Genomic DNA, 16,553 nt, shown 5'->3' on the forward strand with positions numbered 1-16,553 from the left:
TGCTCAGCGTTGGCGCCTGATTCTGAGAGGCCCGCAATACTGACTGGCACGGATTTGTATCCGTGTTTTTGTGCTGTCATCTTTCCATACACGAAAAGAGGCCATGAAGAAATGATGGATATTTCTTCATGGCCTCTTTTGCCACTGTAAAAACTCCTGATTCGTCCCATGTTGATGCGCGGTAGGGCTCAGGCGTTCTGTTTCGATGAATCGGCCAGGGGTAGCCGCCGAAGCGGAATGTCTGTGTCGTCAGGGAAAAGCAGGTATAGCCATATTTGCCACCAGGATGGTGGGGGAGCACTGCTTAAATCGCAGAATTGAATTTCATAAGTGTTTTTGTTCAATCCTTCGTCATCAGTCTCCTTAAATAGTTTACTATTCGCGTCGACTGCTTCCTTGTATTGAGCAAAAACACAAGAATAAAATTCAATAACGATTCAAGCAGCGCTCCCCCTCACAGGTTTTTCCTCAGGAGTTTTTATGGAGTTTTCGGCGCGCCGGAGAGGTTGAAATTCATGAAGGCTCCGTTTCTTTCCTCCCCGCTTCCATGGATTGTGCACCGCAGGGATTGGAAAGGCTCTTCGCCAGGCCCTTTCGCCTCTCTGGTCATATAGTCTGAAAAGAAGAATAGCTGTATCAGGTATAAAGAGGGGCACTGCTTCTCCGCAGGTTGTGTCCGCCTGACGGCAGAGGGTTGTGTAGAAGGGGGGCAGCGACCCTCCGGGCCAAGGGTGGTGGTAGGCGCCTTCAAAAATAAAGGGGGCGCCATTATGATAAAACCTTTACAACCGCCCTGAAGGGCGTTGAAAAACATTCAAACCGGGCTTCGCCCGATGGAAATGCACCCCTATCCCCGCCTTCGGCGGTACTTCCACCTAAAGGTGAAACGACTCACTACATTTTGTGCGTCGCCTTGCTCCTACAAAATGTGTTCGCTGTGCACCCCGGAGGGGGAAGTCTGCTCTCCGTTTACCTTTGTGCTAACTTAAATCGCTCATTGTATAGCAGCAAGTAAAATTCCCTTTAGGAGAAAAGTGGTGCATTTCCATCGCCCGCAAGGGCGGTTGGCATGTTTTCCCACGGGCGAAAGCCCGGTTGTAAAGGTTTTATTGTCCCACCGCTTCAGCGGAGGGGAAGATGGTGGCGTCAGCCACCAAAGGGGGGAGTCTCTAAAATGGTAAGTACAACTATTGCTGCGTTTCATTTTCCTGCTTTCCTTCCTGCTGAATTGGCCGCCTCTGGCGGCCACCCCCTATCCCGCTTCGCGGGACTTCTCCACGGGAAAGCGTCTCACGTGATTTTCGGGTCGCTATCGCTTCCCTGCAAATCACGTTCGCTTGCCACCCCTATGCAGGGGGCAGAATAAACCTCTCTACCCTTTCCTGTAGTACCATGTGGCACACTGCTGAGCACCCATAGTCCCACCAGCGAAGCTGGGGTGGTAAGGGAACTGGATTCGTAGGGAGTCCTTGGGCGACTGAGAATCCAGTGACACGCTTCACACCGTGGCGAAGGTGGTGGCGCCAGCCACCAAAGGGGGAGCGCATTTCCCTCGCCCGAAGGGCGGTTGTATGGTTTTATAAAAAGAGGGCTCCCCCAATCATTTGAAGGAGCCCCACCAAGGCCGCCGCAAGGCAGTATATAAAATTCATCGCCCAAAGGGCGAAACCACACCCCTCACGCCCGCAGGGCGTGTCATTCATTTTTCCGGGAATGGGGGCCAGCCCATTTCCTTGCCACCGATGATGTGGGCGTGGAAGTGGAAGACCGACTGTCCTGCTTTTTCTCCTGTGTTGATGACCAGGCGGAAGCCGCTTTCTTTGAGGCCTGCTTCCAGAGCGATTTTCTTTACCACCAGGAAGAAGTCAGCAAAGTTCTTGTTGTATTCTTCATCGAAAGCAAGGATGTTGTCCACGTGTTTCTTCGGAATCACCAGGATGTGCACCGGCGCACAGGGTTCGATATCCTTGAAAGCATACCAGTTTTCATCTTCATAGACTTTGGTGCTGGGGATTTCACCGGCAGCGATTTTGCAGAAAATACAATCAGCCATTCTTATTCCTCCTCTGCTAACACCCCTGACAGGCCTTCTTCCGTAATGGTATCAATCCTGACAGGATACATTTTTCCTCTTTCTATATGTGAATCCCTGATGGACACGCGGATGTACTCATCCGTGAGGCCCTCAAAGAATCCATCCTTCATTTCTTCCGCCAGCACGTGGACCACCTGGCCCATGAACTGCTTCCGATAGTCCAGGGCGATGTCCTTTTCCAGTTCCTGCACCCGGTGTACCCTTTCTTTTTTCACCTCATTAGGCACCTGGTTCGGATAGGAAGCCGCCGGCGTGCCGGTGCGGCGGGAATATGGAAATACGTGGATGCCGGAGAAACGGATTTCCTCCAGGGTTTCCAGGGTCTCCTGGAAATTTTCCTCTGTTTCTCCCGGGAATCCGACGATGAGGTCGGTGGTGAGGGCAATGCCCGGCACCTTTTCCCGGAGTTCGGAAATCAGTTTCTTGAACTGGGGCAGACGGTAATGACGGTTCATGCCCTTCAGCACGGCATCGGAGCCGGACTGGATGGGCAGGTGGAGATGGCGGCATACCTTCGGTTCGTTCTGCATGATGGAAATGAGATCTTCCGAAAGTTCCACGGATTCCACGGAGCCCAGACGAATGCGGAGGAGATCCGGAATCTCCACCAGCTCCGCCACCAGGGTGGCCAGGGAGGTGCCGTCGTGGAGGTCCTTGCCGTAATTGCCAAGATGGATGCCCGTCAGGACCACTTCCCGGTAGCCCTGGGAAACCAGTTTCCTGATTTCATCCACCGCATCCTTCTGGAGGCGGGATTTCAGCTTGCCCCGGGCGTAGGGAATGATGCAGAAGGTACAGTAATTATCGCAGCCCTCCTGGACCTTCACGAAAGCCCGGGTCCTCACTTCACCGGAAATATCGACGGACATATTTTCAAAATGGTCCACCTTCATAATGTCCACGGTCTCATTGAGAGGCTTTTTGTCCGTGCGGTGCATGGCTTCTTCCACATAGTCCACAATGTGGGAGCGGTTCTGGATGCCTACAATCACATCCACGTCCCCCATCTTTTCAAACACCTCCGGCGCCAGCTGGGCATAGCAGCCGGCTACGGCGATGATAGCGGAAGGATGGGCCCGGCGGATTCGGCGCACCATCTGCCGCGATTTTCTGTCACCGATGCTGGTGACGGAGCAGGTATTGACGACGTACACATCCGCATCATCGTCCTCCCCTGCCTGGGTGTACCCGTTCCTGATAAAGAGGGTACGCATGGCGTCGCTGTCGTACTGGTTGACCTTGCAGCCAAGAGTGAGAAAGGACACCTTTTTTCCTGAGTTTAAATTATTTTTTTCCATGAGTTCATTATAACACGGGGGAAAGAGAAGAATAAAGGGTTCTGAGGGTTTCCCCCTTTTATAGTGCCCCCTGCACAGGGGGAAAGGTGGTACGCAGTACCAAAGGGGGGCAGACTCATAGCGCGTAAGGTTCTTAAGTTTGACGGCGGCTCTGCCGCCGAGGGTTGTGGTGGGCGCCTTATGGACACGCCTTTGGCGTGAGGGTTCAGAAGGTTCAAAAGGTTCAGAGGTTTGACGCGCCTGTGGCGCGAGGGTTGTGGTGGGCGCCTTTAAAAATAAAGGGCGCCATTATGATAAAACCTAAAAAACCGCCCTGACGGGCGTAAAAAAACAAGCAAACCGGGCTTCGCCCGTGGAAATGCACCCCTATCCCCGCCTTCGGCGGTACTTCCACCCGGAGGGGGAAGTCTGCTCTGCGCTCAGCGTTTGTTCTCATAAGCATCTCAAAGCATAGCGCCGCTAAAATCTGCCCCTCCGGGGTGGCAAGCGAACGTGATTTGTAAGGGAGCAACAGCGACCTGAAAATCACGTGAGACGCTTTCCCGTGGAGAGAAGCCGCCGCAGGCGGCAGAAGGGGTGCATTTCCTCGCGCCAAAGGCGCGGTTTTACGGTTTTCCCCCGCCCGCAGCTTCCATAAAAATCACTTGACTCCACTGTCCAGCACCCATAGTCCCACCGCTTTAGCGGGGTGGCAAGGGAACTGGATTCGTAAGGAGCCCTTGGGCGACTGAGAATCCAGTGACACGCTTCACACCGTGGCGAAGGTGGTGGCGCCAGCCACCAAAGGGTGCCGCTTTTCCCCTCGCCCGCCAGGGCGGTTGTACGTTTTTTCATAATGGCGCCCCTTATTTTCAAAGGGCGCCTACCACCACCCTCTGAACCCTTTGAACCAGCCCGCCATCGGCGGGCCGAACCCTTTGAACCCTCACGCCCGAAGGGCGTGTCCATCGAAGCGGCTCTTTATGTTATAATATATACAAAATTTCAATTTCGTTCCACATAAAAGGGAGGACGACTGCCATGAACGATACGCAGAAAAAGGAGGAGGCCCTGCTGCTTGCCTGCTCCCGGGAAATCCTTCATGCATATTATGAAAAGAATGAAATCACCATGCTCCTTGCCTTCATGGCCCAGGACATTACCTGGTGCGGCGGCGGTTCCACCATGATTGCGTCGGGGCGGGATGGGGTGACCCGCTTCTTTATTACCACCAGGGACAAAATGATTCCCACCATCCTCAGTAATGAGCAGTGGATTTCCCATGCCCTAAGCGACGATTTGTGGCTTTTCATGGCTTCTGCCGATGTGGAAACGGCGCCGGAGCTTGCGCTTTTCCTGAAGGAACATTTGAAATGTGATTTCCTGTACCGCAGAAATCCGGAGGCCGGAAGCGGCAAGGGCTGGGAGCTTGTGCACCTGAACAATTCCATTTCCTACAACAAGCTGGAGGACAAGGAGACCTTTGCGGTCACTGAAGGGGTGAAGGACCTGTGGCTTCGAAACCACTACGGCACTGGCATGATGGACGACGCAAAGAAGGAAGAGCTCTTCCGCACGGTGAATGAAAAAGTGTTCCGCTACCTGGACGAGGACACAAAGAAAACCCTGACGGCCCTCTCCCTTTTCCACCGTTTCTCCATGAACAAGGCCCTCTTCATGTGTCCCGACGTGGATGTACCTGCCATCCTTTCCAGTCAGGAAAAGAGCGGCCTTTTTCTCTATCTGAACCGGCAGATCCATAAATACTTTTTCTTCCCCCTGATGAAGGAATTTCTCCAGTCCGAATTTAAGCTCTGGAGCGAGGAAACCCAGCGGCAGTACCTGGACAAGGCCGCCCACTGGTACTACTCCATGGGAAGCCTTCCCGAGGCCATGCGTTTTGCCAGCCTGGCAAAAAACTACGAACTCTCCCTTGCCATCCTTGACAAAGGCGCCGACACCATACTGCTGGCAGGTCCCCGCATGTACCCCGCCAACCTTTTGGACCACATTCCCGACCACATCATGAAAAAGCACCTGAAAACGGTGATTCTCATGCTCTATGACCTCTATTTCTCAGATCTTCAGGGAGCCTATCGAAAAAATCTGGCCCGCATCCAACGAATGGGACTGGACACCTTGGGCAGAGTGGCCATGGATTTTCTGGAAGGCACCACAACCTTCAACGACCTGGACAAAATGATTTCCTACTGCACCAAAGCACAGTCCGCTATCCACAGACTCCGGGCAGAAGAAGAATTCCGGGCGCCCCGTCTTGGCTTCTGCTGCCCCTCCTTCACCACCATGTATCACGCCGCCCCCGGAAAGTACAGAGAAGAAATGGAGAAACTCACCACTCTCAAGTCCATCATGAACGACATCAACGGCGTGGACGACAAAGGAGCCTGGAAATACTATTTCAAAGCAGAATACTCCTTCTACACCGGCCGGTTCGACCAAGCCATCACATGCCTCTCCTACCTGGAAGCCACCGAAGGATACAGAGAAGACCTGTCCCTCCAGATCCGCTGCCTCCACTACCGGGGCCATCTGGCCTACCTGATGGGAAACGCAGAGGAACTCCAGCGCACCAAAAAACAAATGCAGCAGATTACCCTCATGGCAGAACCCTACCAGGCCTTAATCGCCCACATGAGCCTGGAAGGCTTCTACCTCATCTTCCCAGGCGCCCGCGAAGAGTTCAAGAAAACCATGAAGATTAACAGCTCCATGTACTACTTCCCTGCCTGCACCTACCTGGACATACTGGAGGACGAAAGCCTGGTGCGCCCCGGCAGCGCCCTCCCCCTCCTCTCCTCCGCCATCCGCCACGAAAGACTGGCCAAACAGAGGAAATCCATTCTCGGAGAAATCTACGCCCTCCTCCACCAGGCCATTGCCTACGACATGCAGCAGGAAAACACCAAGTGCACCGCCTGCCTGCAGAAAGCACTCAAACTGGCAGAACCGGACCACCTCATCTCCCCCTTCTTCACCGCAGCCAGCCGCTTTGCCAACACCTGGAACCGCCTCAAAGCCGCCAAAGCAGCACCGAAACTGCTGAAGGACATACTGGCCTTCAAAGACAAAACAGCCCGCCATCAACTGGAACAGGAAACCCGGCTCCGCGCCAAAGTCAAAAACCTCACCGGAAGAGAAATGGAAATCATCCGCCTCGTCATGGCAGGAAAGAAAAACAAAGACATCGCCGGTGAAATGAACGTAGCCGAAATCACCATCAAAAAAGCCCTCTCCCTCATTTATAAAAAACTGGAAGTCCAAAACCGCGCCCAGCTGGTGGCCATGTTTAAGGAAAAATGAGAAGTGCGCCAAAGGCGCCCCACTGCGGTATTTGCCCTCTGCATAAAGCGAACTCAATCCTCGGCCCGTCAGCCGCAGGCTCCTTCAGGGAGAAAGCTGCCCCGCCGGCTGGTATTTACCCCCTCTGCCTCATCAGCTGCACGTACCGAGATCCTTCACCGCTGTGAAGACCCTGCAGAGGGTCTCCAGGTCGAGTGAAGTGAGTTCTTAGCCTGCACGCCCAAAAGGATCTTCCTATGAATCGCCCAAACGATCCGTCAGGGCGGATGGCTTGTTTTCCCTCGCCCGCAAGGGCGGTTATAAAAGTTTTATCATAAGAGGGGAACTTGACAGACCCAACCTTTTCCTCTATGAAACAACCATAATCTCCTGCTCCATAACAGTGCATCAAAAAGGCAGCAATGAAAAGCCCCGCCGGCCTGTGGCCGACGGGGCTCTGTTCCATTCCTCCGGCAGAAGAAACGGGACTATATCCTCAAATCACTATTCCATCCTTTTATTTCTTTCATCCGGCTAGGAGGGGCGGAGGAGTCGTGATGAATGAGGCATTTACAAAACACTTCCAAGACAATTTATTTTTTATCATCCAGCAGTTTGTTAATCATAGCTTCCAATTTTTCGATCTTGACAGCCTGATCTTCAATCTTTTTATCCTGTTCTGCCAGTTTGGCTTCCTGAGAAGCAATGGTCTCATTCAGACTGTTAATCTTCTTGGCCATTACCGCTTTCGAAGTGCTGGTGCCATTGCTGCCGCTGCCCAGTTTGAAGCTTACGCCTGCATTCACCATATTTTCACCTCCGCCGAAGCTTCCGCCCAGGGAGAACATAGTCTTTTCATTGGGCCGATAGTAAGCACCTACCGCCACTGCACTGGCGCTGCCGTAGTTGCCGTAGCCTGCTGCGAAATCCCACTTATCATCAGGATCGTAGTCCAGTGGGTGGAGAGCTGCCAGGGCTGCTGCTCCGGCACCTACACGGTCGATGCGGTTATCCAGCTTGCTGATGGAATTGCTGAGGCTGTTGATATTTTCCGTATTGTTGATGACTGCCAGATTTGTTGCATAGAGCTGGCTGCCATTCACTGCGTCTGTAGAGGTTTCGGAAATTTCCCCGGCTTTAAGATTGGTAATCTTCTGACTTGCCATATTAATGCCGTTGCTGCTCATAGTCGGACCATTATTGATAGCAATCTGATTTGCAGCAGTCACATTTGCAGCAGTCACACTGTCAACACGGATGTCCTTATTCAATGCAAAGGTAATTGTATCATAATTTCCTTCCACCTTAGAGGATGTAGTAATATTCCTCCCATCACCTTTGAAATCAATTCTTTCTCCATCATTCACACTGGCAGCGTTGCCATCATCTGTCCCGAACGTAACTTCGTTAGCACTATATTTTACATTCAATGGATTTCCCGTAGAAGTGGTTGTTTCCGATTCTTCTGCTACCTGATCATTAGCCGCGAGCATGACACTCATCCGTCTAGCACGATTTGTTGTACTGGTATTGGAGTTAGTAACTGGAGTAGGATCAGAGTCTGTGGAGACAGTAACGGTGCCATTTTCATTCGAAAGCCCTACAATGTTGGTCTTGATGGTATAGGAAGAACCGGTCTTTTCCACAATAATACCTGTTCCAGCGTTGATAGAAATCTGGCTGCTGTTCATAGCGTCTCTCAGCTGGCTCACGTTAACCGCATCTGTATCATAGATACCTGCCGCCACATTGGAGATTCTCATGTTGTTCGCATTGATGCCGCTGGAAGAGAGGAACCGATAACCTGCTACATCCAGGTAACTGGAGGTAAGCATGGAGTTTCCTACGGCAAGGCTTCCATCGACAGAAAGTTTTACATTGTCACTGAGCCCGAAGGTTACATTGGTGCCCTCGCTGTCTACCTCGATATTTTCATCACCGGAGATATCCACTGTATCATCGGGAGCTACCTTGGCTTTTTTCTTCTCATCCTTATTGGTGGTCAGATTCCAGCCCTTGGAAGCTGTTTCCAAGGCTTCACCAGCCTTGCCGGATACTTCTTTCAGCTGTTCTTCAGTAGCTGCTTTTCCACTGCCGTCTGCAAAACCCTCATAATCGGTGGTTGTGTTGCTGAGTCCGGAAACGATAGCGCTGTCTGCTGTATTCACAACGCTGATCTTTCCGATGTATGCATTGGCACCGTTAATCCGGGTAATGCCGGAAGTTCCGCTTACTGCCAGACCATCCTTGTCGAAGGACAGAGCTGCATCACCGGATTTGGCGCTGATGGAGCCGTCGCTTCCTTTCAGGGTAATGGCATTGTCGCCCAGGGTCACATTTTCAGCCAGACCTACGGTATAGGTGCTGCTGCCGTCATCGTTGTCTTTCTTTTCTACTTCCACATTCTTTCCATTTTCTACGATGGTTTTTGCAGCGGCTGCTTTTTCATCTACTGCTTTCAGCTGTTCTTCGGTAGCTGCTCTGCCCAGAGTAGCAAATCCTTCTGCATCCAACGTGGTATTGGTCAGACCTTTGATTTCTCCTGCAGTGCCATCTACAGTCACTTTATCTCCTATCTTCACCACCGGTGCCAGGTCAATATTGCCGGAACCTTCATCAATTTTGAAATTACCGGAGAGTTTGGCAGAGACAGTGTAATTCTTCGTACCGTCTTCATCGACAGAAGAGTCTACTGCGATACCGTCAGTGCCTTTCACATCGACAGCTCTCTGGATGGCTGCTTTGCTGACATTGACTTTATAGGTGGTAGTGCCATCCGCTTCTTCTTTGGAAACGGTGGTATTTTCGCCATCTGCTACTTTCACCGCATTTCTGGCAATTGTATTAATTACAGTGGTGCCTTCATTGGTAATGTTGGAAAGGTCTGATTTGGCAATACCTGTGATTCTGGCACTTCCTTCCACTGCTTTTCCATTTCCATCCACATAGGACATGGTCACTGTGCCATTTTCATCTACAGCATAATCTTTGGCTTCGATATGACGGTCTTCACCTTTGGCAATATTGGTAATCCTGGTAACTGCCTTTTCAGTGATATTAGTGAAATCTGTATCTGCCAGACCGACCGCTTCAAACTGAACCTGCCCATCGGTGCCGGTCACTTTGATATGGTCGCTTCCCGTGAAGTTTACCTTCTGATTCACTGCCTTCACATCTTTGCCATCAGCCTGAGCCGTCCAGATATCGCCGGAACTTGCAAGGCCACTGGTGGAAATCTTAATATTTCCATTGTCATTGGTAATGGAGATGTTGTCTCCGTCCACAAAGTTCAGGGTATCATCTTTCTTGACTTCCTTGGCTGTTTCTCCGTTGACAGCAGCTGTCCAGCCCACATCCTGCAGAGCATTGTATACTGTGTCTCCATTGACGATATGGGTGTCGCCCTGTTTTACTTCTCCATCAGTATTTACATCGACTTCGTAAATGACGTGGCCGTCTGTTTCATCGTTAGAATAAGAAACGGAAGTATTAAGACCATCGGCCAATTCTACTCTGGATCTTTTCAACTGTGCCACGTTCACTGCGTCCGTATCTGCAGTACCGGCAGCCAGATTCGAAACCTTCACCAGGTTCTTGGCATCGCTTCCACCCAGGGTAACCGTATTTTTCATTTCATTGTCATATTTTACATTCAGTTTATCCTTCTCGTTGATTACATTGGTCAAGTCTGTCTTTGTAGTATTGATTGTTTCATTTACAACAGATTCACTGGCTACATCTTCCAGGGTAACTTCATTCCCAGCAGTATCCTTAACGATATAGCTGTTTCCCTTCTTTTCAGCTTTTCCGGCCGCCAGAGTAGTGTTCTTTGCAGAAATCACATTGTCATCACTGATGCTCACGTTATCCCCGGCAGTGTAGGTTGTATCTGTATCAGTTGCAGAGATTTCATTACCATTGATAGTAATATTCTTTCCAGCTGTATAGTCCTGACCGGTCTTGATGTTGTAGGTTTCACCATTAATGATAATACCCGTAGCCGCATCTTTGGTCCCTACCGCCTCTACTTTGGAACCGGCTGCTACATCAAATCCGTTGTCTCCGGCACTGAAATGAATCTTGACGTCTTCGCCGCCTGTGCCGCCACGGCTAGTTACCGTAATGCCGCTGCCTACGGTATAGTCCCCTTCATATTCTCCTGTAGCAGAATTATAGGTACCGCGGCGCACGAGGTCAATCGTGCCTCCGTTTTCTTTGGATGTAGTCCTGATGTCCTTGATTACATCGCCGGCCACAGCCTTGCTGTTATTATTTACTTTTTCCAGAGCCTGGTTAAACTGACCAATGGTCATATCAGCCAGGGTGGTATTGGGATCCGGTGTATCAGCGCCCCAATAGCTGTACATTTTTCCATCTTCACCCTTGGTAGTCACCAGTACTTCATTATTTGCACCGAAAACTTTGCCTGTGTATACATTCTTACTGGATGTAAGGAATACACCTACCGTATTATTCACCACATACAGGTTATCATTGGAAATAACTTCCCCATTATAAGAATAGGTGCCATCTGCGTTTAAAGCTGCTGCTTTAAAACGGGTGCTGAAATTAGTATTTCCTGCATCTACATACTGCCCGTTGTCATCCTTGATCATATAGTTGAAGGAAGACGGAGTGGTAGGATTTCCGGAATTCGTCGCCCCCACATAGGTGCCGCCGGAAACATCATCCAGAATAACATCGGTCAAAGTGGAAACGTCAGAGGATTTCACCATAATCTGATTGGATTTCAGAAGGCCTGCATCACTGCTTGCTGTATAGGAATCCGTTTTGTAAGCCTTGATGATATTGGCATTCCGTGCGCCTGGATACCGTTTATCTTCTTCATACTTAATAGTATATCCATCACGAACCCAGTACGTTTCGCCGGAAACCGTTTCCTTATGATACCTGTATCCATCAAAAGTTCTTGTATCACCGTATGATACTTGGCGGCCCCGAGATGTGTAATAATAGCCGTTGCTATCATTCACAAGCACTGCCACATACTGACTTTCCCCAGCAGTACCTGCATCAGCACCGTAAGTGGGAACCGCACTGCCGAATGCGGATAATGCGCATACCAGGGCAGCTGCCAGGATAAGCTTTCTGCCAATCCCTGTGCCCGTGGTTTCAGATTTGGTATGGCTTTTTGCCAGTTCTGAAGCAACCACATAGGTATGTTTAACTCTGCTCCATACAACTTTGTAGATCTTATTCATGGTGTTACCCTCCTTTGAGTGGAAATGATAGATGCTCTGAATCATTTTCTGCGGCATATAGCCGGATGAACCGCATTTTTTGAACTTAGAATCCCCACGGGGATTTCCTCCCAGCGGCAGGCTGGTTTTCCCATGCTTCCCTCCTCCTGCCAGCCATATGGTGTACACTTATATCTTCAAGGCTCAGAGCGGACCTTTGAATTCATGTATACAGATTATGCAGAGGGATTATACAGGTGCCGGGTCTGCGTCTTGCTTTCCAAACATTCAGACAGAAGTCTTTCCTTCCGTCTTTTCCTGTTTTGGGGCGCACGAAATAAAGGTCAGGGGTCAATAATTTTTTCGACGTTTTGACGCTGTCCCAGTCCCTATGCAATTCTTCCGTTTCATCTGTTATTACTATATCCTAAAAGGTTTTTCGTTTCTATTTTTTCTGCAAAAGTGGTCATTTTTCTGCAAAAGTGGTCAATTCTATTTCCCAGTGGTTTTTATGACCATAAAAAAGCTCTGTCAGCTCCATGCCGGCAGAGTCTCCCGTACTTCCTAAAAAAGTGCGGCCTTAAATAATGCATATTTATGCATAATATTCACGCCTGTGAGAATGTCATTTCTGCCGTATTTCCCGGAGCGATTACTCTTCGCCCTTTCTGCACAAAGTATAGACTATACGGAAGGATGCAAAAAGTATACGAAAGTATACCTTTTTATGTTCCTTCCATGACACTTCATTTCCTTCTCCGGAGCTCAATTTCCCCACATTTATGGGCCATCCAGCTTTTTCGATATGTGCTGGACCCGGTATATGTCCATGAAAATCCAGGCCCCTTTCCGGCAATCAAAAAATCCCTCCGGGAAAAGAGGGATGTATACTTTCGTATATTGGGCGCTAAGAGACACGCCCTGCGGGCGTGAGGGTTCAAAAGGTTCAGAGAGTTCTTAGGGTTCAAAGGGTTGTGATATCGCCTACGGCGATGAGTATATAGGCTGCTCCGCAGCCTTGGTGGGCGCCCTTTAAATAATGAAGGGCGCCCACCAAAACCCTCAGCGGCGAAGCCGCTGTCAAACTTTAGAACCCTCGGGGCGAAAGCCCCGTCAAACTTTAGAACCCGGGCTGCGAAGCGGCCCCCTTCACATAAAAAGCGGCGCCGAAGCGCCGCTTTTCTGTGTATCAAAATCTCACTTTTCTTCCATGTTTGCTTTTATTTTCCCCACCGTCTCAGCAGAAAGTCCTGTCCCCTTCACCACGTCTTCCACAGAAAGCCCCATGGAGAGCAAACGAATGGCGGTTTTATTCAAGGCTCTGTTCTCTCCTTCCTTGAGTCCCTTTTCCATTCCCTTTTCTATGCCTTCTTTGAGTCCCTCTTTACGGCCCTCTTTATGTCCTAAAATACGGCCTTCATTCAATGCTTCTTCTGAAATATTCAAACTCAGGTTGCACATGGTATTCATCTCCTTTTCCATGTCCGGTGTCATCTTTATACCGTACTCCTGCTCCAAGATTTCTTTTTTAGAATCAAAGGACCTTTTGCTTTCTGTGAAAAGGACCTGCAGTAGATGAATCAGTTTATCCTTATCTGCTCTCTTGCCCAGGCTGATGATTACTACATTGGGCAAATCGTAGTTTTCTCTTGCCTCTTTATAGCGATGAAGCAAGTGTTTTTCTTCCATTTGGTAATAGTTGATGTAGCTGTTTCCGCCAGGCGAATCCATACAAATCCAGATGGAATAGACTTTTTTAATACTATTATAGTCCTTCCCCTTGAATTCCCGCTCCTTTTGCGAGGAAATGAGACGGCAAACGTAGAAAATAGCCCGTTTCATCAAGCGGTATTTCAGCTTGGATTCTTGTTGTGTACGCTGGGCTTCCACATTGATAATCAGTGTGATGGGCTCTCCTGTTCCCGGTGCGCGGGCATGGAAGAGAATATCGTAAGTAATATAACCTTCCTTAGGCACCCCATCTTCATTGCGGTCGCCCTTGATTTGGGCAGGCACTGCATTGGTAAGCCCCGGGTCTACGGGAATATTTCCTACCTGCGGCGTCCCTTCAATGTATTTTTCTGCAATATCAGAAATACTGACATCCTGAAATTCGGGAACTACTTTCTTCAAGATTTCCGCCAGCAGTTTCCGACTAGCAAGAAGCCGCTTGGCATGCTGGTCATATTGCGCATGATTATAGCCATATAGGGAATCCATCATATTTTCCGTTATGATAAACCGCTTTTCTTTCATGGATTCGCCTCCTTTCTCTACCTTCATTTTACGGAATATTAAAAGAAGATGCAAGAAAATAGTACCATCGAAAGCAGATGTAAGGGAAAAGCCATAACAACCGGGCCTTCGGCGCGAAGGAAATGCACCCCTATCCCCGCCTGCGGCGGTACTTCCCCCGGAGGGGGAAGTCTGCCCTTCGCTTATCGTAGTGCTAACTTAAGTTGCTCAATGTTTAGCGGCGGGAAAAGTTCCCCCTCCGGGGGAAAGGTGGTGCGTCAGCACCAAAAGGGGTGCATTTTTATCGCCCGCAGGGCGGTTGAGAAGGTTTTATCATACTGGCGCCTTCCATAATTTAAAGGCGCCCACCAAGGCCTTTGCCCCCTGAGCGAAGCGAACACAACCTTTGGCCCGTGCGACAGCACAGGGCCATACGCCCCTCTGCGCCGGAGGCGCAGGCCCCTCCACATAGAGAAAGCGGCGCCGAAGCGCCGCTCTCTCTATTTCTTCTATTTATCCTTTCATCACTGTGCCGTCGGCCAGTTTGATGGTGTGGCCGTTGTAGTTGATGGTGCCCAGATTGGTGACAGTGGTGACTTCGCTGTCTTCGGTGAGGTTCCAGGTGGAGCCTGCTGCGATGAAGATGTCGGCGTTGGTATGGTAGGCAGCGCCGTTCTGGGCGTTGGGGACGATGTGGATGGCACCGTTCCAGGTGGAGCTGTCGGTGATGTTCATGTTCACGTCGGAGATGGAGTCCACCAGGATGTTACCGGTGAGGTTCTGTTTCACGAGAACCAGCTGCAGGTGGCCGCCGTTGCTGCCGGGGTCGCCCCAGCCGAAGGAGCCGTCGTTGCCGGTGACGGTGAATACGGGAAGGGAGGGGTCCTGCTGGATGGTGGTATTTTCCAGGGTGACTCTGCCGTGGGTGCTGGTGACGAGGAACATGCCGCCTTTATGGGAGATAATGGTGGAGTCCTTGGCGTTGAACTGCTGGGTGCCCATGGTGCCGATGGCGTTTTCGTCGGAGTAGAGGACGATGTTGTAGGGCACGGAGTTTGTTTCATTTCCTTCCAGGGTGGAGTTTTCCAGGGACAGGGTGTCGTTGTTTTTAATGACTGCCGCTTTGGTGGCCTGGGCGTTCACGGTGCTTCCGGTCAAGGTAACGTCACCGGTGGTGTATACGCCGTGGGATTCCTGTCCGGTGGTGGTAAAATGGCTGTTTTCTGCCAGGATGATGCCGCCATTTTTGGAAACTTTAATGGCCGGAGAGCCGTAGCCGGTGGTGGAGGCGGTGGTGTTTGCCAGTTTCATCATGGCCTTTTCAGCAGCTTCCGCTGCGGGGGCGAAGTTTCCTGTGGTGTCTACGGTGGAGTCGGTGAGGTTGATGTAGGTGCCTTTGCTGTAGCCGTAGGCTCCGGCAGCGCCGTTTCCTGTGGTGGAAATCTTGGTATCGGAGAAGGCGCCGTGGCCGCCATGGGTGACGAGGAGGGCGGCGTTCTTGCCGTAGAGATCGGAATTGGTAACGTCGTCTACGTCGCCGGATTTGGTAATGGTATCGCCTTTGGCGCTGATGTAGGCCATGGATACGCGGAGGGCGTTTTCGTTGGCCTTGGTGGAGGTATAGGTCATGCCGTCGTAGGTGCCGTCGCTGTCGATTTCATTGGCCGCATCGCCCTGGTCGGCGGTGTACTTGGCTGCCGGTGCGGGCTCCGGTTCCGGCTCCGGCTCTGGTTCCGGCTCCGGTTCGGGGAGGGGCTCCGGTTCAGGAGCCGGCTGTTCTACTACCGGCTTCGGCGCTTCCGGGGACAGGTTCTTGAAGGTGCCTGATTCCACCGATTTTTCCACGTCCGGAAGGGTGAGAGACAGGCCTTTCAAAAGGGCGTCGGTGTAATTCACCTCCGGCGCCTTGGCAGCTGTGTCCGCGGTCTGTGCAGCAGCATCGGCTTCCTTCAGTGCATTCACAACAGGTGCCGAATTGTCTTCTGCCCATACAGAGGGGACTCCCACGCCGGCAACGGCCAGCGCGCAGAGAAGAGCAGCGATTTTACTATGTTTCATATATTTCCTCTTTTCTAAATAAAGGTCCTATAAACCTATGCTATCATAATCCAATAATTTTATTTTACATCAAATACCAATGATTGTCATGTAAATTTTATATGGGCCGCGCTGCGCCCCGGTTCAGAGGGTTCGGCCTCTTTTTATTGGTGGGCGCCATGAGGCACGCCTTCGGCGTGAGGGTTCAAAAGGTTCAAAGGGTTCTTAGGGTTCAAAAGGTTGTGGTATCGCCTACGGCGATGAGTATGTATGGCTGCTCCGCAGCCTTGGTGGGCGCCCTTTAAATGATGAAGGGCGCCTCTTATGATAAAACCATACAACCGCGCCCTTGGCGCGAAGGGAAAACATGCAAACCGGGCTGGCGCCCGTTGGAAATGCACCCCTTCT

General features: G+C 50.8%; 6 protein-coding genes. 1 reads left to right on the top strand and 5 read right to left on the bottom strand.

Annotated elements, in window-relative coordinates:
- Positions 1-1,699 precede the first annotated feature (1,699 nt).
- Together QZQ29_RS05375 and mtaB are read right to left on the bottom strand one after the other, a co-directional pair.
- On the bottom strand, positions 1,700-2,053 hold the full coding sequence (locus QZQ29_RS05375; protein WP_008860007.1) for a histidine triad nucleotide-binding protein: 354 nt from the start codon (positions 2,051-2,053) through the stop codon (positions 1,700-1,702).
- Positions 2,054-2,055: 2 nt separating this feature from the next.
- Positions 2,056-3,360 carry a tRNA (N(6)-L-threonylcarbamoyladenosine(37)-C(2))-methylthiotransferase MtaB gene (gene mtaB / locus QZQ29_RS05380; RefSeq protein ID WP_296960752.1) on the bottom strand — a complete coding sequence of 435 codons (1,305 nt, stop codon included), beginning with the start codon at positions 3,358-3,360 and terminating at the stop codon, positions 2,056-2,058.
- Positions 3,361-4,413: 1,053 nt separating this feature from the next.
- Between mtaB and QZQ29_RS05385 the strand changes: the two genes are divergently transcribed.
- Entirely contained in the window at positions 4,414-6,693 is a 2,280-nt protein-coding gene (locus QZQ29_RS05385) for a LuxR family transcriptional regulator (protein WP_296960755.1), read from the top strand.
- 572 nt (positions 6,694-7,265) lie between these two features.
- Here the strand turns inward: QZQ29_RS05385 and QZQ29_RS05390 are convergent.
- The 3 genes from QZQ29_RS05390 to QZQ29_RS05400 all read right to left on the bottom strand — a co-directional run bounded on the left by QZQ29_RS05390 (position 7,266) and on the right by QZQ29_RS05400 (position 16,166).
- Positions 7,266-11,894 carry an ESPR-type extended signal peptide-containing protein gene (locus tag QZQ29_RS05390; protein WP_296960758.1) on the bottom strand — a complete coding sequence of 1,543 codons (4,629 nt, stop codon included), beginning with the start codon at positions 11,892-11,894 and terminating at the stop codon, positions 7,266-7,268.
- 1,176 nt (positions 11,895-13,070) lie between these two features.
- A complete protein-coding gene (locus tag QZQ29_RS05395; protein ID WP_296960761.1) occupies positions 13,071-14,129 on the bottom strand; it encodes a hypothetical protein in 1,059 nt (352 codons plus the stop codon).
- Positions 14,130-14,621: 492 nt separating this feature from the next.
- On the bottom strand, positions 14,622-16,166 hold the full coding sequence (locus QZQ29_RS05400) for a hypothetical protein (protein ID WP_296960764.1): 1,545 nt from the start codon (positions 16,164-16,166) through the stop codon (positions 14,622-14,624).
- Positions 16,167-16,553: the final 387 nt, after the last annotated feature.

Source organism: uncultured Dialister sp. (genome assembly GCF_900538805.1).
Lineage (GTDB): Bacteria > Bacillota > Negativicutes > Veillonellales > Dialisteraceae > Dialister.

Coding starts and splice junctions, on each gene's coding strand:
- QZQ29_RS05390 (WP_296960758.1), bottom strand. CDS start 11,894: ATGAATAAGATCTACAAAGTTGTATGGAGCAGAGTTAAACATACCTAT.
- QZQ29_RS05375 (WP_008860007.1), bottom strand. CDS start 2,053: ATGGCTGATTGTATTTTCTGCAAAATCGCTGCCGGTGAAATCCCCAGC.
- QZQ29_RS05395 (WP_296960761.1), bottom strand. CDS start 14,129: ATGAAAGAAAAGCGGTTTATCATAACGGAAAATATGATGGATTCCCTA.
- QZQ29_RS05400 (WP_296960764.1), bottom strand. CDS start 16,166: ATGAAACATAGTAAAATCGCTGCTCTTCTCTGCGCGCTGGCCGTTGCC.
- QZQ29_RS05385 (WP_296960755.1), top strand. CDS start 4,414: ATGAACGATACGCAGAAAAAGGAGGAGGCCCTGCTGCTTGCCTGCTCC.